The sequence below is a fragment of the Pedobacter sp. N36a genome (assembly GCF_014472395.1).
Lineage (GTDB): Bacteria > Bacteroidota > Bacteroidia > Sphingobacteriales > Sphingobacteriaceae > Pedobacter.
The window spans coordinates 56,554-75,723 of sequence record NZ_JACSZW010000010.1; the positions used below are offsets into that span (position 1 = coordinate 56,554).

General features: G+C 39.4%; 14 protein-coding genes, 1 tRNA gene and 2 pseudogenes. 8 read left to right on the top strand and 9 right to left on the bottom strand.

Going from position 1 to position 19,170, the window contains the following annotated elements; all coding sequences use genetic code 11:
- The first annotated feature begins 41 nt into the window (after positions 1 to 41).
- Both bshC and H9X96_RS18290 read left to right on the top strand, forming a co-directional pair.
- Entirely contained in the window at positions 42 to 1,631 is a 1,590-nt protein-coding gene (gene bshC / locus H9X96_RS18285; protein WP_187667665.1) for a bacillithiol biosynthesis cysteine-adding enzyme BshC, read from the top strand.
- Between the two features lie 3 nt (positions 1,632 to 1,634).
- Complete coding sequence (locus tag H9X96_RS18290; protein ID WP_187667666.1) at positions 1,635 to 2,720, top strand: Ldh family oxidoreductase; 1,086 nt, start codon at positions 1,635 to 1,637, stop codon at positions 2,718 to 2,720.
- A 114-nt stretch (positions 2,721 to 2,834) separates the two neighbouring features.
- Here the strand turns inward: H9X96_RS18290 and H9X96_RS18295 are convergent, their stop codons facing one another.
- Positions 2,835 to 5,768, bottom strand: a complete 2,934-nt coding sequence (locus H9X96_RS18295; RefSeq protein ID WP_187667667.1) for a pitrilysin family protein — start codon at positions 5,766 to 5,768, stop codon at positions 2,835 to 2,837.
- A gap of 82 nt (positions 5,769 to 5,850) precedes the next feature.
- Between H9X96_RS18295 and surE the strand changes: the two genes are divergently transcribed.
- From surE to H9X96_RS18320, 5 genes are all read left to right on the top strand, one after another.
- On the top strand, positions 5,851 to 6,630 hold the full coding sequence (gene surE / locus H9X96_RS18300; protein ID WP_187667668.1) for a 5'/3'-nucleotidase SurE: 780 nt from the start codon (positions 5,851 to 5,853) through the stop codon (positions 6,628 to 6,630).
- On the top strand, positions 6,623 to 6,889 hold the full coding sequence (locus tag H9X96_RS18305) for a stationary phase survival protein SurE (protein ID WP_187667669.1): 267 nt from the start codon (positions 6,623 to 6,625) through the stop codon (positions 6,887 to 6,889). The genes surE and H9X96_RS18305 overlap by 8 nt, the downstream gene beginning before the upstream one ends.
- Complete coding sequence (gene lpxB, locus H9X96_RS18310) at positions 6,889 to 7,995, top strand: lipid-A-disaccharide synthase (RefSeq protein WP_187667670.1); 1,107 nt, start codon at positions 6,889 to 6,891, stop codon at positions 7,993 to 7,995. The genes H9X96_RS18305 and lpxB overlap by 1 nt, the downstream gene beginning before the upstream one ends.
- Before the next feature lie 540 nt (positions 7,996 to 8,535).
- Complete coding sequence (locus H9X96_RS18315) at positions 8,536 to 11,733, top strand: TonB-dependent receptor (RefSeq protein WP_222943931.1); 3,198 nt, start codon at positions 8,536 to 8,538, stop codon at positions 11,731 to 11,733.
- A 32-nt stretch (positions 11,734 to 11,765) separates the two neighbouring features.
- Positions 11,766 to 13,301: a RagB/SusD family nutrient uptake outer membrane protein gene (locus tag H9X96_RS18320; RefSeq protein ID WP_187667671.1), complete on the top strand. Its 1,536-nt coding sequence runs from the start codon at positions 11,766 to 11,768 to the stop codon at positions 13,299 to 13,301.
- Positions 13,302 to 13,376: 75 nt separating this feature from the next.
- On the opposite strand, the gene H9X96_RS18325 is transcribed toward H9X96_RS18320, so the two are convergent.
- The 5 genes and pseudogenes from H9X96_RS18325 to H9X96_RS18345 form a co-directional block, all read right to left on the bottom strand.
- Entirely contained in the window at positions 13,377 to 14,804 is a 1,428-nt protein-coding gene (locus H9X96_RS18325; protein WP_187667672.1) for an amidohydrolase family protein, read from the bottom strand.
- A 2-nt stretch (positions 14,805 to 14,806) separates the two neighbouring features.
- Positions 14,807 to 15,412 (bottom strand): ankyrin repeat domain-containing protein, encoded by a 606-nt coding sequence (locus H9X96_RS18330; RefSeq protein WP_255431170.1) that lies wholly within the window; start codon positions 15,410 to 15,412, stop codon positions 14,807 to 14,809.
- 139 nt (positions 15,413 to 15,551) lie between these two features.
- Positions 15,552 to 16,394: a helix-turn-helix domain-containing protein gene (locus H9X96_RS18335; RefSeq protein WP_187667673.1), complete on the bottom strand. Its 843-nt coding sequence runs from the start codon at positions 16,392 to 16,394 to the stop codon at positions 15,552 to 15,554.
- Between the two features lie 73 nt (positions 16,395 to 16,467).
- Positions 16,468 to 16,986: a GNAT family N-acetyltransferase gene (locus tag H9X96_RS18340; RefSeq protein ID WP_187667674.1), complete on the bottom strand. Its 519-nt coding sequence runs from the start codon at positions 16,984 to 16,986 to the stop codon at positions 16,468 to 16,470.
- 76 nt (positions 16,987 to 17,062) lie between these two features.
- Positions 17,063 to 17,170 (bottom strand): annotated as a pseudogene (locus H9X96_RS18345) (JAB domain-containing protein); the annotation flags it as partial.
- A 410-nt stretch (positions 17,171 to 17,580) separates the two neighbouring features.
- Here H9X96_RS18345 and H9X96_RS18350 point away from each other — a divergent pair.
- Positions 17,581 to 18,180, top strand: a complete 600-nt coding sequence (locus H9X96_RS18350; RefSeq protein WP_187667675.1) for a DUF6624 domain-containing protein — start codon at positions 17,581 to 17,583, stop codon at positions 18,178 to 18,180.
- Here the strand turns inward: H9X96_RS18350 and H9X96_RS18355 are convergent.
- From H9X96_RS18355 to H9X96_RS18360, 3 genes and pseudogenes are all read right to left on the bottom strand, one after another.
- The gene (locus tag H9X96_RS18355) at positions 18,153 to 18,587 is read right to left on the bottom strand and encodes a phage integrase SAM-like domain-containing protein (RefSeq protein WP_187667676.1); all 435 of its coding nucleotides are present in this window, start codon (positions 18,585 to 18,587) and stop codon (positions 18,153 to 18,155) included. The two genes, H9X96_RS18350 and H9X96_RS18355, sit on opposite strands and share 28 nt — an antisense overlap.
- Positions 18,588 to 18,599: 12 nt before the next feature.
- Positions 18,600 to 18,758, bottom strand: a pseudogene (locus H9X96_RS23135) (hypothetical protein); the annotation flags it as partial.
- Positions 18,759 to 18,927: 169 nt separating this feature from the next.
- Positions 18,928 to 19,010: transfer RNA gene (locus H9X96_RS18360), tRNA-Tyr, on the bottom strand.
- Positions 19,011 to 19,170: the final 160 nt, after the last annotated feature.

The following is a 19,170-nucleotide window of genomic DNA, read 5'->3' on the forward strand; positions in this document are numbered from 1 at the left end:
TGATGTATTGACTTCTGGTTTATTAACTTAAATTCGTAGCAATGCAGGCCAAATACATCTCTTACCAGGAAACCAATGCCTTCTCCACCGCTGTACTGGATTACATCGACGGAAAGGACCAGTTAAGTGCTTTTTATAAGTACACGCCAGATTTCGAAGGCTTTGCTAAAGCCATCGCTAATCGCGATTTTAAAGGAAATAGGTCTGTATTGACTGAGGTTCTGAAAAAGCAATATACCACCATTGAAGCACCCGCTTTAGTGGAAGAAAATATACAACTTCTAGCTGATGACCGGACTTATACCATTACCACCGGTCATCAGCTTAATATCTTTACCGGTCCTCTTTATTTCATTTATAAGATCGTAACGGCCATTAACCTTGCAAAAGAGTTAAAGGAGAAGTTTCCGAATGAAAACTTCGTACCCGTTTATTGGATGGCTACCGAAGACCATGATTTTGAAGAGATCAACCATGTGAAAATCGAGGATAGGAAGCTCAGCTGGAATAAAAATGCAGCCGGAGCAACGGGAAGATTAAGTACCAAAGACATCACAGAAACCTTATTGGCTTATAAAGGTTACCTCGGCATTACCGAGAATGGCTTGCAATTGGCTGAATTGGTAGAAAAGGCATATGGAACACATGAAAAACTTTCTGATGCCACCAGAGAACTGGTCAATGGCTTATTTGGAAAGTATGGATTGGTTTGCGTAGATGCGGATGAACCTGCGCTTAAAAAGCAATTCGCGCTTATTATCGAAGCCGATATTATTGGTCAGCATAGCTTTAAACATATTTCTGAAAGCAATGCCGCTTTAGAAAGCAAGGGTTATAAAACTCAGGTAAACCCTAGAGAAATTAACTTCTTTTACATGACAGACCAGTTAAGGGAACGTATTGTAGAAGAAGAGGAAGTGTTTAAAGTCATGAATACTGACATCCAGTTCAGCCTTGATGAATTAAAAAAAGAAATCAATGACTTTCCTGAACGCTTTAGTCCGAATGTAGTGATGCGCCCGGTATATCAGGAAGTGATTCTGCCAAATCTGGCTTATATTGGCGGAGGTGCAGAGCTGACCTACTGGTTACAGCTAAAATCAAATTTCGATTATTATCAGGTGGATTTTCCAGTGTTGTTGCTTAGAAACTCTGCATTAGTGATCGATAAACGTTCTGAATTAAAAATGCAGATTCTTGGTATCAGTCATAAAGATTTATTCAAAACTAACGAAGCACTTAAAAACGATTGGATCAAAGCCCATGTTAATTTACAGCTGACATTAGGGGATGAACAACGTACATTGAGTGCTATTTTTGATCAGATCAAGCTCAATGCTTATAAAATAGATAAAACGCTTTCTCAATCGGCAGATGCTGCTAAAACGAAAGCTTTAAAATTGATTGTCAATTTGGAGAAGAAAATGCTCAGGGCTGAAAAGCGAAAGCATGATACTTCCTTATCACAAATTGACAATTTAAAAGGGAAACTTTTCCCAACAGGGGTGCTGCAGGAGCGGGTGCTGAATATCGCACCTTTGTATGTAGCCTATGGCGAGGACTTTATCGCTTCCCTGATTTTGAATTTCAAACCATTGGACCATCAGTTTACGGTTCTATTTGCTTCATAAATAATGATTTTTCACACTTTTACAGAACAAAATTTACGTCAATTTACGGAAAGGGTATTCCTGAAAATGGGATGTCCGGCAGCAGATGCACAACTGGCAGCAGATGTATTGCTAAAATCGGATTTGCGTGGAATAGATTCTCATGGGGTAGCCAGGTTAAGCGGCTATGTCAGGTTATGGGAAAAAGAACGCATCAATGCTACACCTAATGTACGTGTGGTTCATGAAACACCAACCACTGCCACAGTAGATGGAGATGCAGGACTAGGGCTGGTAGTTGCTCCTTTTGCCATGAAAGTAGCGATAGAGAAAGCAAAAGTTTATGGTAGTGGATGGGTTTCGGTTAAAAATTCTAATCATTTTGGGATTGCCGGATACCATGCCTTAATGGCGGTAGAACAAGATATGATCGGGGTAAGTATGACGAACGCGAGTCCGCTCGTGGCACCCACTTATGCCAATGAAAGGTTATTGGGTACTAACCCGATGTGTTATGCTTTTCCTGCTGGAAAATATCCTCCTGTAGTGGTGGATATGGCTACTGCTGCGGCAGCGAATGGGAAATTGGAAATCGCTCAAAGAGCAAATTTGCCTATTCCTGAAGGCTGGGTACAGGATAAAGATGGAAATACCTCTACAAATCCACATCAATTAAAAGATGGTGGTTCTCTTTTACCTTTAGGCAGCGATAAAGACCATGGCAGTCATAAAGGATATGGACTCAGTGCAACAGTAGATATTTTATCAGCTGTGCTGTCAGGGGCGAATTATGGTCCCTGGGTGCCTCCTTTTGTAGCCTTCCTAGAACCATCGGCCAATCCAGTTGGACAAGGGATCGGACATTTCTTTGGTGCAATGCGCATTGATGGATTCCGTCCGGCAGCAGATTTCAAAGACCATTTAGACAATTGGATTGAACGTTTTCAATCTGCAAAGACGATAAAAGAAGGTCAAAAGGTAGTGATTCCCGGAGAACCGGAATACGCTTTTGAACAGGAACGTAGGGTTCAGGGAATACCAATTATCGATGTGGTCGTAAATGACCTGAATGAACTGGCAGAAAAACTAGGGATTGAAGGCCTGGCTTAAATTTAATCGCTCATTCCATTATTTGAGGTGCAACCTCAGTTCCTAAAAAAACCTGATCACGATTGTGATCAGGTTTTTTTTTCAGTTAACTGTACCTTAAGCAGTTTATTGTGGTTAATAACCAAATATTTGCGCTAAGCTCAGTTTGTTGAAGGTTCCGAATTTCTCCATATCTTCCAATTTTACTTTCTTATCGGAAGCCACAATACAGTAATTGTATGGTTTACCAGCCACGCGCGCTGCATGGAAAGCTTTGATGTCTGTAAAGGTGAGCGGTTTCAATTCATTGTACTCATCAATTCTTCCATCATGGTTGATCCCTAGTTTTTTATTGGCAAAATAGGCCGCTATAATGGCATCCTTAGTTATTCTGCTGGTTTCAATGGAATTCATAGCATTGTATTTTGAAGCCTCAAATGATTTTTCCGATTCTGGAAGATCATTTAATAACTCATTCATTCCTTTTACTGCATCATTCATTTTATCCGCCTGACTGCCCACATAAGCAACCATCGCATATTGTTTGTCGTCACGATCAGGAGCCGCGAAAACAGCAAAAGTTGAATAGGCCAATGCTTTAGATTCTCTGATGGTCTGGAATACAATAGAACCCATACCGCCACCAAAATAGCTATTGAAAAGTGTTACTTTTCCCGCAAGACCTGCTTCGTATTTACCCGCATTTCTTACCCAGCGCAGCTCAGACTGTACCATATCATAGTCTGCAAAATATACCTGACTTTTTGCGTTATCCGTGTAAACGAATTTCTTTGCAGCAGGTGTAGCAACGAATGCTGCAGGTAATTTATGAAGCTTGCCGATTTTTGCACTGAAAGTAGACTCATTTTCCGGACCATAATAAGTGATCGTATGCTGATAGTTTCTCAGGTTCTGCAAGATGGCCAATAGCTCAGCAGAGGTGATATTATTGACCTCTTGATTGGTTAAAGTAAAATTAGTAGGATTAGTTGAACCGAATTGTGCATAGCTCATCAAACCGCTTAGAATTGCTGCTTTATTTAATTTATTGTTTTCTCTTGATTTAAGAATCCTGCTTTTCAGTTCCGTTAAAGCTTGTTCATTAGCTTTACAATTGGTTAGGATATGCTCTACCAAAGTTACGGCCTTATCAAAGTTTTCCTGTAGGCCACTGATGTTAATCGTAGCGACTTCATTGCTCACATTAAAAGTGTAATTACAAGCGATGTTATAGAATTCTTTACTGATTTCTTCTGCGCTGTATTTATCTGTAGCTAAGAAAGCAAGATATTGAGCCGCATAAGGCATGAGTTTATTATTGTAAGCACCCATATCAAAGCGATACGACAGTCGGAAAATGCTGTTTTCTTTATTCTCTACAGTGATGACTTCAGCAATTCCTGCTTTACCGAAATTTAGGTCTTTCTGGAAGTCCAGAAATTTAGGTGCAATTGGAGCAGATGGTCGTGATAATAAGTTCTTAGCAAATGGAGAGGTTTCCGTCGCATTGGTTTGTACCGGAGTGATGGTTGGTTTCTCTACTTTGGCGATGCTTTTATCTTCTCCTTTATGTTTGTAAGTCACCACATAATTGTCTTTGAAAAACTGGTTGGCAAATTCAATCACTTGTTTTTTAGTAATTTTTGCCATGGCATCCTGTCCATTTAAAGACTTGTCCCATTTGGTGGCTCGGTTCAAGATAAACTCATTGGTTACGGCTTCCACGCGGAAAGCATTCTCATCAAAAGACTGTAGTAAACTCAGTTTCTGATTGGCAACCGTCGCCTTAATCAGGCTTTCATCGAAATCTCCTTTTTTAAGAATATTCAGCTGGTCCAATAACAATTGCTGTGCCTGCTCTAAAGTCTGTCCTTGTTTAGGCTGTGCGGTAAGGAAGAAGATTCCGTAATCCTTCATCTGCTGATAACCTGCAGATGCACGCAGTACTTTTTGCTGTTTATTCAGGTTAATGTCCAGTAAACCAGCTTTGCCATTAGAAAGGATACTAGAAATCAGGTCTAACAATAAGCTTTGCTGTGTGTTTTCTGCAAAACCTCTGTAAGACAGTCTCACACTTTCTGCGCTAGGGCCATAAATGTCCAGTTTCTGGATTTTCGTCAATGGTTTTTCTGGAGCGGGCTGATATAGTTCAACCGGTTTGGCTTGCATAAAAGAGAAAGACTGATCTACCTTTTTGATCATTTCATCCGGATTGAAATCTCCGGCCATAGCAATCGCCATGTTGTTAGGTACATAGTATTTGTTGTAATACTTTCTGATTTCTACCAAAGAAGGGTTTTTTAAGTGCTCTACGGTACCAATGGTCGTCTGCTGACCGTAATTATGAGTAGGGAATAACAACGCTGCAGTCTTCTCATTAATTTTCCAGGAATCATCATCCAAGCCTCTGTTCTTCTCCTCATAAACTGCTTCTAACTCCGTATGGAAAATACGGAAAATTGGATTGCGGAAGCGCTCTGCTTGCAAAGCAAGGAACTTATCCGTCGCATTTGCAGGGAAATCTTCATTGTAAACCGTTTCCTCGTACCAGGTGTGTGCATTGGTCGACTGTCCACCGATTGCTTTCATCATTTTATCGTACTCGTTGGCAATAGAATAATTAGAAGCTTCACCAGAAGTTTTATCAATTTGTGCGTAGATTTCTTTTCGTTTTGCTGGATCGGTGGTTTTATTGTATAGCTCATACAGCCCATCGATTTTATCCAATAATGGCTTTTCTTTTGCAAAGTCTAGGGTTCCGAATTTATCTGTTCCTTTGAACAGCAAGTGCTCCAGGTAATGCGCTAATCCAGTGGCAGTACGCGGGTCTGTATTACTTCCCGCTCTTACCCCCATGCGGAATTCAATGGTTGGCTCTTTTGTATTTTGTGATAAAATTACTGTTAAGCCGTTCTTCAAGGTATAAAAACGTGATTTTGTCGGGTCATTGGTGACATATTTATAGGTATATCCACCCGAGCTCGCCGTTTTCCATTGAAAACCGGATTGAGCCATTATACTCGACCCTGCAATTAGAAAACAGGCGAGTAGCAGTAATTTTTTCTTCATGTTTAATAAGTTATAACTCAAATATACTGGGAAAGTAGATTATGTCCTTAACATTCTATGTAATTCTCGTATTTTTGTGTGTATGAAGAAGCAAAATTCTAAACCTAATATTTTAGTGGTAAATGATGATGGAATCACCGCTCCAGGAATTAAAAACCTGATTGAAGTGATGAGTGAGCTGGGCAATGTAGTGGTGGTTGCACCAGACGGTCCGCAATCTGGAATGGGTCATGCCATCACTATCGGAAAACCACTGCGTTTTGATCGCGTTGATCTTTACGAAGGCGTAGAAATGTACAAATGCTCAGGAACTCCTGTAGACTGTGTAAAGCTGGCGGTAAATAAGATCTTTAAAGGTCAGAAACCGGATTTATGTGTGTCTGGAATTAACCATGGACTGAACAACTCCATCAATGTCATCTATTCAGGAACGATGTCTGCTGCGGTAGAAGGAGCAATTGAAGGCATTCCATCGATTGGGTTTTCACTCGATGATTTCTCGGAAGGTGCCGACTTTAGTCACTGTAAGAAATTTATCAAAGTAATCTCTGAAGAAGTATTGAAAAATGGTTTGCCGCAAGCTACCTTACTCAATGTAAACTTCCCAAAAGGAGCAGAATTAAAAGGTATAAAAATATGTCGTCAGGCCAACGCCAAATGGGCGGAAGATTTCGACGAGCGTAAAGATCCTTACCAGCGTCCTTATTATTGGCTGACTGGAGTTTTCCAAAATAACGATAAAGGAGAAGATACAGATGTATGGGCATTGGAACATGGTTTCGTATCTGTAGTCCCAGTACAATTTGATTTAACGGCACACCATGCCATCCCTGTATTGAACACCTGGACATTTGATGTTTAGAAGAGTTAAAGATTCGGTATTTATAGGACTGGGAGTCGGCATACTGGCTCCCGGTATCCTTGGCAGCATTTCCTGGTACCTGATGCACCGTTATGCTTTTTTGGCCAAGGCTGATTTATTACTGATCGCTTCTATCGCCGTTAACGCTTTATTACTCCAGTACTTTTTTAAACTTAACAAGGAAAATACCGGTAGAGGCATTATCAGTGCCACATTCCTTTGGGCTTTCCTTTTCTTTTTTTATAAAATCAACCAATAATGAGATACTATTTAGTAGCTGGAGAAGCCTCCGGAGATTTGCACGGTGCCAACTTAATGAAAGCACTAAAAGTGGAAGATGCGGCTGCGGAGTTTCGCTATTATGGGGGTGATAAAATGAAAGCAGAAGGAGGGGAGTTGAAAAAGCATTACTCAGAAATGGCTTTCATGGGCTTTACGGAGGTCGTAATGAACTTGAGAACGATCTTCAGGAATATGAAAGCCTGCAAAGCTGATGTGTTGGCTTACCAACCTGACGTATTGATTTTAATTGATTTTCCTGGTTTTAATCTTAAAATTGCGGAATTTGCCAAGGCGAATGGAATCAAAGTAGCCTATTATATCTCTCCTAAAGTATGGGCTTGGAACCAGAAAAGGGTATTAAAGATCAAGAAAATTGTAGATCAGCTTTTTTGTATTTTACCATTTGAGGTTGATTTCTATAAGAAATGGGGGATGGAGGTCAATTATGTAGGGAATCCCTTGCTGGATGAAATTGCATTATTTGTCCCAGATCCTAAATTCAGGACTACATATCAGCTGAATAAAGAAATTGTGGCCTTGCTGCCTGGCAGTAGAAAACAGGAAATCGAGCGATTGCTGCCGGATATGTTAAGTGTGACTGCTGCTTTTCCCGATCAGCAGTTTGTTGTGGCTGCTGCACCTAGTTTTGACGCCGCTTATTACCAACAATTTATAAATACGGCAAATGTTACCCTTGTTTTCGGACAAACCTATCAGTTGCTTCACGTGGCCAAAGCGGCGATTGTAGCTTCTGGAACCGCAACTCTTGAAACGGCTTTATTCCATGTGCCTCAGGTAGTAGTTTACCGCGGGGGTAAAATCTCCGTTGCAATTGCCCGTATGCTCGTAAATATCCGCTTTATCTCCCTGGTAAACCTGATTATGGACCGAAAAGTAGTGACCGAACTCATTCAGGAAGACTGTAATACTGAACAGATCACTAATCATCTAAAAGACTTACTTTATACAGAGGTTAGAACCAAGATGTTGGCAGATTACGCAGAATTATCTGGTAAAATGGGAACCGCTGGTGCCTCAGAAAGAACTGCAAAACTCATAATTTTCGGTCTAAAAGGCCATTAGCGGAGTAAATAAGCAGATTTTCATTTAGTTTCATATAATATTTGATATTTAGGATTTATTCTTTATCATTGATTTAGTAAAACGTATTAGTTCTTTACTAGTGCTTTTTAATAAAACGATCATCAACCAAAATATAACCAAATATGAATGATTCTACTTTTATTACACTCCCCTTTGGCCATTTTTTAAAACGTATTAGCTTAAGTTTTTAGCAATAGCCCCTTTCCTGATTTGATTTTAAACGATTCCCATTTTATGGGCGCCTGATCTTGACATTGGGAGGGAACTTGATGTCTTATTTTTAGGAATGCTAAATAATTAGTAAAAGGGTTTACTATAGCTGAATACACAAATTAAATTAACCAAATAGACAACCTAACATTCACTTTAACTGAGCACTATGAATAAATAAGCTAACTAACCATTCCTATGCTAAATCATTAAAACGGTTTAGTTACCCTACTCAAAAAAGCTTCAGCAACGGAGATTGCACCTAGGGGATGCAAAACAACCTATTAAATAACCTAAATATAAATACTAATGAAAATTAAAAACTTAGTTTTTGCAGGGCTTCCTTTGCTCTGTTTAACGGGAATGCAGGCGCATGCTACACCAGCGGAGCTGTTGCTAAAGGCCGCCAAATCCCATTCTACTTTTTTGTTTCCTAACGCCACTCAGAAAATATTAATCACCGGAACAGTAGTAGATGAAAATGCTCAACCTGTACCTGGTGTAGGCGTTAAATCATCGAAAAACAATAAAGCTACAGTGACAGATGCTGCGGGTAGATTCAGTATTGAGGTAGAAAATGCGACAGACCAACTGACATTCAGCTATATCGGCTATGAAACTCAAACTCGTCAGGCAGGATCAGGCGCTGCTCCACTGCAAATTAAACTGAAACCAGCCTCTGGGGTAGATCTGGATGATGTAGTGGTAGTAGGTTATGGAACCAGAAAAAAATCTGACTTAACGGGAGCAGTAGGTTCCGTAAAAGAAGAGCAATTGAAAGAACGTCCGGCAGCATCCTTGAATCAGGCATTGGCAGGACGTATTCCTGGGGTACAGGTGAACTCTAACTCTGGTCGCCCTGGTGGACAAACCAATATCCGTATCCGTGGTTTCAGTTCCATCAAAACCACTAATAATCCTTTATATGTTGTGGATGGGGTTATTCTTCCAGTAGGTTCACAAACGCAAAGCAGTAATGCGATCGACTTCCTGAATCCTGGAGATATTGCCTCTGTAGAGGTGTTAAAAGATGCTTCTTCGGTAGCAATTTATGGTGCCAGAGGTGCCAATGGGGTGATCATGATCACTACCAAAAAAGGTTCTAATACAGGTAATAAGATCTCTTATGATGTAGATTTTAGTGTGCCAACTATTGGACCAAAGCGTGTAAAAATGCTGAATGCCCAGGAGTTTATTGATGTAGAAAACTTAGCCTACGATAATGCTAAAATCTATGATCCTACAGGATGGGCGAATAATCAATATGTAGATCCAAGAATAAAAAGAAAGAACTTACCACTGCTTTTTAATGCAGATGGAAGTCCTATATATGATACTGACTGGTTTAAAGAATCCACTCAGAATAAGTTGTCTCAAAATCATCAGCTCGGATTTACCGGCGGTAATGCAGAAAATTCTTATGGTTTATTCCTGAATTATAGAGATGACAATGGATTACTGAAAAACTCCTACCTGAAGCGTTATTCTGGAAGGTTTGTAATGGATAGTCAAATGAAGAAATGGTTGAAAGTAGGTGGGAGCTTAAACTATACCAATCAAACAGAAAATCTGGTAGATATTGGTACTGGTGGACTGAACTCTGTAAGGATGATCACAGAAAGTTTTCCTTTTCTACCTGTCAAATATCCTGACGGTACCTGGGCAGATAATCAAAATTATCCGGGTGCAGAAGGTGGATCCAACCCAGTGCATATCCTGACAGATCGTAAATATCTTTTGCAAACACAGAATGTATTAGGGAATGCTTATGCGAACCTAAACCTTGCAGAAGGATTGGAGTTTCGTTCAGTTTTAGGAGCAAATGTGGTGACTCGTGGCCGTTCTGAATACAATGGACGTAGTCTATACGGAATAGCTTTTGATCAGAAAGGAACTGCTACGCTAGACAATAACAGAGAAACCTATTGGTCATTTGAAAATTACCTGACTTATAATAAACGTTTTGCCAAAGATCACGCGGTTACTGGGTTGTTAGGTATATCATGGCAGGAAACCAACATTTTTGGCTTCGCGACAGGCGCAGAAAATTTCTCCAGTGATTTTCCACAATACAACAACCTGATCGGGGGAAGTAAACCTACTCCGGGAACATCCAGAGCAGAACGATTTGGATTTAATTCTTACTTCGGTCGTTTAAACTATAGCTACAAAGATAGATACCTTTTCACCGCTACTGGTCGTGCGGATGGTTCTTCTAAGTTCGGAGAGAATAATAAATATGCTTTCTTCCCATCTGCGGCTGTAGCCTGGAAAGTTTCAGAAGAAGATTTTATCAAAGAAAGTAAGGTCATTTCTAACTTAAAATTACGTGCCAGTTATGGGGTGACAGGTAACTCTGAGATTCCTAGTTATTTATCGAAAGGTGTTTTGGGGTCAGGTTATGCCGCCATTCTTAATGATACAAGAGTAGCTGGTGTAGGTACAAACCGTTTGGCTAATCCAGATTTGAAATGGGAAAAAACCGCACAGTCAGACATCGGTGTGGAATTGGGCTTATTCAATAACAGAGTGAACCTGGAAGCAGATTTGTATTACCGTAAAACCTCTGATATGCTCCTTGATGCGCCGGTGCCTTTAACCAGTGGTTATTCCTCGATTACCAAAAACATTGGCAGCATGGAAAACAAGGGATTGGAACTTGCGATCAATACCGTAAATATCAGTACTGATGATTTTAGCTGGAATACCAGTTTTAATATTTCAATGAATAGAAATAAAGTACTTTCATTGGCAACACCAGCAGATATTTTTGGTGTAGGAAATCCAGGATTTACCAATGAAACCGGAATTATCCGTGTAGGTGAGCCAGTAGGTTCTTTCTGGGGATTAACTCGTCTTGGAACCTGGAGTGAGAGCGAGCGTGCAGAAGCGGCTAAGTACAATTATAGAGCAGGTAAACCAGTTCTTCCAGGTGATATTAAGTACCTGGATAAAAATGGTGATTACCAGATTAATGATGATGACCGTGGAATCATCGGTAATGGTAGCCCTAAAGCCTGGGGTGCTTTCTCTAATACTTTCAAGTATAAAAAGTTTGATCTAACAGTAGAGATTCAGTATTCTGCAGGTAATGATGTATTAGATATGACGAAACACTCTGCTGAAGACCGTGTAGGAATTGCAAATAGTTATGCTTCCGTATTAAATGCATGGACTCCGCAAAACCAAAACACGCCAATCGCCGCAATTCGTGATACGAGAGCTGGTTATGTGACCAATGTGGATAGCCACTGGGTAGAAGATGGTTCGTTTATTCGTGGTAGAAATCTTTTACTAGGTTATACATTCGCGGAAAATATCACCAAGAAACTGAAAATAAACCGATTGAGAGTTTATGGTAGTGTGCAGAACTTCTTCCTAGCCACTAAATTCTCTGGTAATGATCCTGAAGTAACTACTTATTCCAATGCTTTTGCACAGGGACAAACGTTCTTCGATTATCCTAAGCCAACTACTTTTATGCTGGGCTTAAATGTGAGTTTATAGTTGTAAATATTGTCAATACTAAATAAAAGATCATGAAATTAAATATAAAATCTTCAAGCAAAATCCTACTGATTGCAATGGTGGTGCTTGGAACCGGATGTAAAAAATTCCTGGACGAACAAGATCCTTCAAATTTAACTCCGGAAACTTATTATACTATTCCTGAACATGCGGAAGCTTCTATAGCTGCTGGATACGCACAGACCCGTTTTATCGGCAATGGTGCAGGTATCTTTGCTGCCAATTTCTCTATGCTGGAATTGGTAACTGGTACTGCAAAGACCGAGACCGGACAAAACTCAGACTTGAACAATCTTGCTGGTTTATCCTTTACAGGAGAAAACCTATTGGTTAGAAACTGGTGGGCTGGCTTGTATAATGTAATTGCTCAGACGAACCTGACTTTGCAAAAAGTACCGGGCATTAACCCAATGGATGCCACAAGAAAAGCACAGGTTCTGGGTGAAGCCAGATTTTTACGTGCATGGGCTTACTTTTATCTGGTGAGGTTATATGGAGATGTACCATTGATTCTATTACCACAGAGCACAAGTTCTGCTGATTTTTATCCTACAAGAACAGGTACAGAAGCCGTGTATGCGCAAATTGTTGAAGATTTGACCATAGCAGAAACTGCAGGTTTGCCTTGGCAGCAGTCGAGCGGAACTGCAAGTAAAGGAGCAGCGAAAGCACTATTGGCTAAAGTCTATTTATCAATGGCTGGTTTTCCTTTAAATAAAGGTACGGCATATTATAAACTGGCTGCTGATAAGTCGTTGGAAGTCATTAAAGATGGCGGTTTCGGATTATTTGACACTTATGGAGAACTTCATAGCCTAGCTACTGAGAACAAAAAAGAACACATGTTCCAGATTCAGTATTTGGCTGCTGTAGCGACTAATCCAATGCAGCAGTTACTATTGCCAAACTTCAAAGATGTTTCTGCCTATAGTGATGAAGTAGGGAGTACAGTGCCAACTTCTAATTTCTACAATTCTTATGAGGCTGGAGATTTAAGAGCAAAAGATAGAGAAGGATTCTTTTACACTTCTTATTATACAGGTGGAAATGGTGCGCTGAAACAGTTGAATGCTCCTTACATCTTTAAACATTTTGATGTAGTTGCCAATGGAACTTTAGGAACAGCAGGTACTGCTCAAAGCAGCTTAAACTGGCCTCAAATCCGCTATGCGGAAGTGCTGTTGACTTATGCAGAAGCACAAAATCGTGCTGATGGAACACCAAATCAAGCGGCTTATGATGCTGTAAACGCGATCAGAAAGCGTGCATTATTAACCCCGTTATCCGGTTTAGGTCAGGCGCAGTTTGAAGAAGCGGTATGGCGCGAACGCTGGCATGAGCTATGCTACGAAGGAATTACCTGGTTCGATATGGTACGCTTAAGAAAAGTGTATAATGAAACGACCAATGGTTTTGACAATTTCGTAGGACATGCTTTTGCAGCAACACCTAACGTGATTTTGAGAGAGAAACACTTACTGTTTCCAATACCAACAGTGGATTACAAAAATAACCCTAACCTGAGACCTCAGAATCCAGGATATTAAGTATTGAAAAAAAACGGATGCTCAAAAGGCATCCGTTTTTTTATTTTAAACCTGATTTGACAAGGAATAATTGATTTAATCCATCATCAAGCTGTTTTTCTTTTTAACCGCTTCCAGCATGTTGTCCAGGGTGTTACGGTCTAATACCCTTCCTTTTGCAACCACAGCATAGATTTTCTGTGTAGCACTGATGTTTTGCAATGGGTTCTCATCTAATAAAAGAAGGTCTGCTTTTTTTCCTTTTTGTAGACTACCATAAGCAGTCTTATTTAAGAAAGCTGGAGAATTGATCAGGGAAGCCTGAAGTGCTTGTAATGGGGTTAGGCCATACTTTACCATCAATTCAAGTTCTTTATGGAGGCCGATACCCGGATAAGTATAAGAGTTTAAGTAACCAGCATCCGTTCCAGCCATAATTTTTACTCCTGCTTTTTGCAAAAGTGGAAGCGTTTGTACTGTTTTTTCAAACAATTGCTGTCTGAATTTAATGGCTTCCGCATTGTCTTGTTCTACTCTTTTTACGCGCCCAACATAGGTTTGCTGCAGTCCTTTACCAATGTATTTCAGGTAATCATCATTTTTATGATTGTCTTTATCAAAATAGGCAAGGATATAACTCAAAGATAGGGTCGGTGTGAGGTACATTCCATGTTTCGCCATATTCTTGTAGGTGGCCAGGGCTGCGGTTTCATCAAAAGTATCCATCACTTTCTGATTGAAAGCCTTTCCTTTTAACTTTCCTTCGGCTACTTCTTTAGAGATTTCTTTTTCTACTTTGGAACCGGCTTTTAGCGCATAGCCCAGGTGTTCTACTGAGCTTAATCCTGCTGCGGCGATTTGTTCCATCGTGATGGAATTTGGAATATGTGCCGATACCCGAAATCCTGCGGCACGTGCCAAACGAATACTTTCTAAAAATAATTCCGCACTTAAAGTATTGTCTGTGATTTTTACAAAATCTACTTTTATCTTTTTCAAAGAATCTAAAGCGGCTTTGATTTCTTTGGTATTTCCAACCTCTATGTCGCCAATCCAGCTGGAGTTATAGCCTTCCAATTTTGGACCTGAGGTAAAGATAGTTGGTCCCTGGAGATTTCCAGCTGCAATTTCATCCCTCCATTGCAATACACTCGGACTAATATCGGCAGCGGCATCGCGAATGGTGGTGATGCCATAAGCAAGGTATAAAGGGAGCAGGTTTTTATTTTCTTCAATCAATTCAGTTCCTCCGCCAAAATGCATGTGGTTGTCCCATAAACCAGGCATCACATATTTTCCTTTAGCATCTACAGTTTGTGCTGCGGTATATTTAGAAAGCTGGCTTTCCGGGAATACGGCTGTTATCAGGCCGTCTTTTATGGCAATACCTTGTTTAGGGATTAATTTTCCCGTTTTTATATCAATAATCGTAGCAGATTTAATTAATAAATCTGCTGTTATTTTTTGTGCAAGGGTGATCTGGGCAAAAAAGAACCCTATTAAAATCAGTGATAGTTTTTTCATGTTTATTTTTTAACAGATGCGTTTTCCAGGATGTTTATGATCTCTTTAAAATTTTTCTTTTTAGCGTGATCTAATGCAGTTATACCATCTTTGTCTTTAATACTGGTGCTGGCTCCAGCATCTACTAACAACTGTACAATTTTTATATGTTTTGGTCCACCGTCACTTAAGATCACAGCTTCTAATAATGCAGTCCAGCCTAATCTGTTGATGTGGTCAATAGGGTAGGATTTATCTTTCAATAATTCCTCTACAACGGCTATATGGCCCTTTTCACAGGCAGGAATTAAAGCCGTTCCATTGTATCTATTGAAAACCTTATAATCGGCTCCGGATTTTAGGCAGAGTTTTAGAATTTCAAGTTGTCCGGCGGCGCCAGCATATAAAAAAGGGCTGTTTTTAAGCTGATCCTGCGCATTTACGTTGGCTCCGGCATCAATTAGCAGGTTGGCCATGGGCACTTGGTTCAGGTAGGTAACAGCCATCAGCGGTGTTTCCCCTTTTTCATTTTTCAGTTCCAGGTTTGGCTTTTGACTGAGCCATTCCTTCATTCCTGATAGATTTTGCTGGGCAATAATCTGGAAGATCTCATTTGTGTTGTTCGTCATTGTTTTTTCCTGGGAACAGGCGGTTAAGGTGTTTAAGCTGAAAAATAGCGAACACAGTAATAAAGTCATGCGATATTTCATACACAAATTTATCCTTCTAAAAAGAAATGCAGTAGGACAGGTTAGCACATCAAGGGTACTAATTATTCATCTTGCGGAATTCTTGGGGGGAGATGTCTGTATATTTCTTGAAAAACCTCGAAAAATAGGAAGAATCGTTAAAGCCGAGGGTATAGGCAATCTCTTTAATATCGAGCTGTGTTAAACTCAATAATCTTTTTGCTTCCAGTAAAATTCGATCTCTGATCAAATCACCAGCAGTAATTCCTGCTTTTTTTCTACATACCTGATTCAGGTAATTAGGAGTCACACTCATTTCGTTGGCATAAAATCCAACTTCACTATGTTCCGTATAATGTTTTTCGAGTAAGGCGAGAAAGTTATTAATAATCCGATGGTCCGGCGCATATTCATGTACATCGAAATTCTCAGAATACCATCTTTTTAAGAGTAATAGTACGATTTGTAAGCGCGTTTGGATCAGGTCGATATAAAGGTCATCCGCCAGTGCTTCTTCCTGTTCAATTTGTTTCAGTTCTAGAATTAAAGTCTGGTATTGTGCTGCTTTGAGGGGTAAGTATGGCGCTGCCGATAAATTGAAGTAGGGAAAGCGCTGACTTCCTGAAAGTAAAAATTTCATGGAAAACAGGATTTGATAGCCTGAAGTATCTGCTGAAAGATTCCATTGATGTGCTTGTCCCGGAGCAAGAAAAAATACCATTTGATCCTTTACCTCATGTTCTTTAAAATCTATGGTATGGGTCCCGCTTCCTTTTTCAATCAACAAGATCATATAGAAATCATGCTTATGCGCATGAGGAATAACCGTCATGTTGATGGGTTGGTGGTGGACAAGTTTAAAATCTTCCTTGGTATAGGGAAGGTTGAAGATTTGTTCAATGCCTACAGTTGGTAATAGCATCTTGAGGGCCAATGAATGGGATCAGGCAATTAAAGGTATAAATAATTGTAATATGGTCTAGATTTTTGTGAAACTATCTTTTTTGAACTACAGCTTCACAATTTTCTTCTGAAAATGTATAAGTCATCTTATGGATGTGGTAATTGATGTTTTTATGAACCATGGTCATTGCGCGATCAGGGCAGAATTTGAACCCAACTGATGTGTAGCATTTTATTGCCTCATCATTCTTTTCCCATGCAAACAGCTCAACAGCAGGAGTAGGGTAATGTTCCCTGATTTCTTCTAGTAGTAATCTTATGAAATATTGTCCTAATCCCTTGCCTCGAAGTGCTGGTTGTCCAACTAATATTCTTGCGAGTCTGGGTTTACCATTTTCTTGAGGAATAATCTCTCCAAAAGCGAATGCAACCTCATCGTTAGTATAGCCAATATAGAAACGCCTTTCCGGATGTGCAGCCTGATAAGCTTTAATTTGTGCTCTGCTCAATGGATAGGAAAAATCTGTTCCGGCAAATTGAAGTAAGATTTCCTCGTCAGTTACCCAGGAAGTAAGGAGGTCAAAATCTGAAGATTCATAAGGTTTGAGCATGATTTAGGATTTTGGTTTAGTGCAAGTTAGTAATCAATTTGGTCCCTTCATCAGCAAAACTATAGAATCCATCAGTTCAAATAATCAGATGATCCAGAACTTTAATATCCAGTAATGCACCGCCACTTTTCAACTTATTGATTAATGCAGTATCTTCTCTGCTTGGATCAAGCTCACCACTCGGATGATTGTGGTATTTATGGAAAGTTGGTTGCCTAAGAAGTTGACCAGTAGTGTTTTTATCAAAATTTACTTTACATAAATTTTTTGAATATTATTGCAGTATAGATCAGGGAGTCAGGGATTTTATTTCACTGACCTAGGAAGTTGAAAACGGTTCGATAGTGGTGACGGAGATATACTCAACTACTATTTAACTGGGGTGGTTTATTTAAATCCGAAATTGTACTGTCTTGCGAACAATTAATCATTTTGCACATTGATATCTAATACCTTTGGCATAAAAGCGACCTGATCCGACTGAACGCTCAGCCTTTTGAAATGATTAAGTTTATTATACTTATGTGCCATAATAAAACATAAATGAGTGAATTATTCATTATCTTAGAGAGATCTTTAGATTAAACTTTGAATATGAAAAATTTTCTTTTGCCATTATTACTTATGTCGGTTTTTAGTGTCAAAGGACAAGACGTAATTCAATTCCCTTTATTGAAAAAACAAATAGATAGTTTAGGATTTATTGACAAAAAAGTAGGACAAGACGTAAGATATGGGAAAATCGAAGATAGAGACTCCTTAAGAAAAATTGTCAAAGGAACGTTCATACGAAATACAGAATTGCTAAAAAAAATCTTTTCAGAATATGGTTTCCCAAATTATGACAAAGTGGGAAAGGGAAGCTCAAAGAATTTTTGGCTTTGCGTACAACATAGTAACCATGACTTAAAATTCCAACAAGACGTATTAAAGGTAATGGAAAATGAAGTCAAGAGCAAAAAGGCTGACCCATCAGATTTTGCTTATCTTACTGACCGGGTAAATATAAATCTTGGTAAGCCTCAGATATATGGAACGCAACTTAGTTATGATGAACACAAGAAAGCTTTTCCTGTAAACTTAAAAGACCCAAGGAAAGTCAATAAAAGAAGAAAAGCCATTGGGCTTGAACCTGTAGAAGATTACTTGCAATTTGCAACAGAGGCTCATAGGCAGATGAACTCTGACCGGTAAAACGATGCATGCTTCTTAGTTCGTTCAGCTTTCAGTTTAATACCATGGAAAGGATATTGATTTCTATCAACAACTTTGAGTTTGATGTCCTTATTATAGAAGGCTCGTAGCGTTCTAATATAAAAGAAAGCGGTATTGTGTTTAACGTCTCTTCTCAGCAGGAATTTTTTGTAATTGTCGAGGAATTCGAAGTCATTCTGTTCAAAGGTCAAAGATTCATCTGGATGAAATCTCTTTAAAGCATTGATCGCTGATTCATAGAGCCAAGCATTTCTAATCTTGTTATCAATTTTTAATTCATGAACTAATGACCTAACGACAGAAAGCACAGTTGGCTTCGGCTTTTCTTCAATTTTGATAATGGCTTTAGGATCGAGGAATTCGGTAAGTTGTTTCTCATCTGCCAATAATAGTTTTGATTGTAGATCAGCGAAATCCTTAAGAAGTCTTTTGTTTAATACCTTTGAATTAGGATGGTTACTTTTAATGATGTTTTTAATGCAGTCCCATTGGTTTTCGAGAACATTTATTTTTGTAGATCTAGTACTGGCTTTAATTTTGGTGGTATATTCTAAAATTTACAGGATAAGTACCATCGCTTTTTTTTCTTCTCTTATCTAAGAAAACCGTTATAGTCACCATAATCTTCGTTGATTATGGTTAGATATTGTGCTCGATTTGTGCACAGAAAATCTGCTTTAAACGAAAAAAACCTTCCAGTTTTCACTGAAAGGTTTTTTATTGGAGTGGGGGGAGAAGGATTCGAACCTTCGAAGTCTTGCGACAACAGAGTTACAGTCTGTCCCATTTGGCCACTCTGGTATCCCCCCATTTTGTCTTTCCATAAAATAAACAAGATCGTTTATCAATGGAACCGACTGTTAAAAACTAAAAGCTTCAGATCCCTGAAGCTTTTTTAAGGGTGGAGAATAGCGGAGTCGAACCGCTGACCTCTTGCCTGCCAGAAACGAGTCTTTCGTCCCTGACGGC

What these genes read in the sequence shown, in the direction of transcription:
- H9X96_RS18305 (WP_187667669.1), top strand. Translation starts at nt 6,623, where the DNA reads ATGTTTAGAAGAGTTAAAGATTCGGTATTTATAGGACTGGGAGTCGGC.
- H9X96_RS18320 (WP_187667671.1), top strand. Translation starts at nt 11,766, where the DNA reads ATGAAATTAAATATAAAATCTTCAAGCAAAATCCTACTGATTGCAATG.
- bshC (WP_187667665.1), top strand. Translation starts at nt 42, where the DNA reads ATGCAGGCCAAATACATCTCTTACCAGGAAACCAATGCCTTCTCCACC.
- H9X96_RS18330 (WP_255431170.1), bottom strand. Translation starts at nt 15,412, where the DNA reads ATGACGAACAACACAAATGAGATCTTCCAGATTATTGCCCAGCAAAAT.
- lpxB (WP_187667670.1), top strand. Translation starts at nt 6,889, where the DNA reads ATGAGATACTATTTAGTAGCTGGAGAAGCCTCCGGAGATTTGCACGGT.
- surE (WP_187667668.1), top strand. Translation starts at nt 5,851, where the DNA reads ATGAAGAAGCAAAATTCTAAACCTAATATTTTAGTGGTAAATGATGAT.
- H9X96_RS18295 (WP_187667667.1), bottom strand. Translation starts at nt 5,768, where the DNA reads ATGAAGAAAAAATTACTGCTACTCGCCTGTTTTCTAATTGCAGGGTCG.
- H9X96_RS18350 (WP_187667675.1), top strand. Translation starts at nt 17,581, where the DNA reads ATGAAAAATTTTCTTTTGCCATTATTACTTATGTCGGTTTTTAGTGTC.
- H9X96_RS18335 (WP_187667673.1), bottom strand. Translation starts at nt 16,394, where the DNA reads ATGCTATTACCAACTGTAGGCATTGAACAAATCTTCAACCTTCCCTAT.
- H9X96_RS18340 (WP_187667674.1), bottom strand. Translation starts at nt 16,986, where the DNA reads ATGCTCAAACCTTATGAATCTTCAGATTTTGACCTCCTTACTTCCTGG.
- H9X96_RS18325 (WP_187667672.1), bottom strand. Translation starts at nt 14,804, where the DNA reads ATGAAAAAACTATCACTGATTTTAATAGGGTTCTTTTTTGCCCAGATC.
- H9X96_RS18290 (WP_187667666.1), top strand. Translation starts at nt 1,635, where the DNA reads ATGATTTTTCACACTTTTACAGAACAAAATTTACGTCAATTTACGGAA.
- H9X96_RS18315 (WP_222943931.1), top strand. Translation starts at nt 8,536, where the DNA reads ATGAAAATTAAAAACTTAGTTTTTGCAGGGCTTCCTTTGCTCTGTTTA.